We start from the raw sequence: 244 nt of genomic DNA on the forward strand, positions 1-244 counted from the left end.
GTCTTATTCTCGAATATAGCTGGGTAGCTCCCACAGGAATTCGACTTGTCTGCTCTCCTCTGAACCAAAAATGTACAATACTTTCACCAGTTACAGGCTGATACCCTGCTGTAGCTGCAGTAGAAGTTGCATAGGCAGCTTCATTTAATTGAAATTTACCATCATTGTTAAAATCAACCCATGCAATAACACTTGATGCTGTATTTGCATTTACTGACGTAGAAAATGTAAATGGAGCTCCTCG

The 244-nt window shown here is 40.2% G+C and carries 1 protein-coding gene; it reads right to left on the reverse strand.

Annotated elements, in window-relative coordinates; translation table 11 throughout:
• Positions 1 to 244, reverse strand: a 244-nt coding sequence (locus SB724_RS21515) for a GEVED domain-containing protein (protein ID WP_410573071.1), incomplete at both ends; no start/stop codon positions are given.

This window comes from Bacillus sp. SIMBA_031 (genome assembly GCF_046535225.1).
Taxonomy (GTDB): domain Bacteria; phylum Bacillota; class Bacilli; order Bacillales; family Bacillaceae; genus Bacillus; species Bacillus velezensis.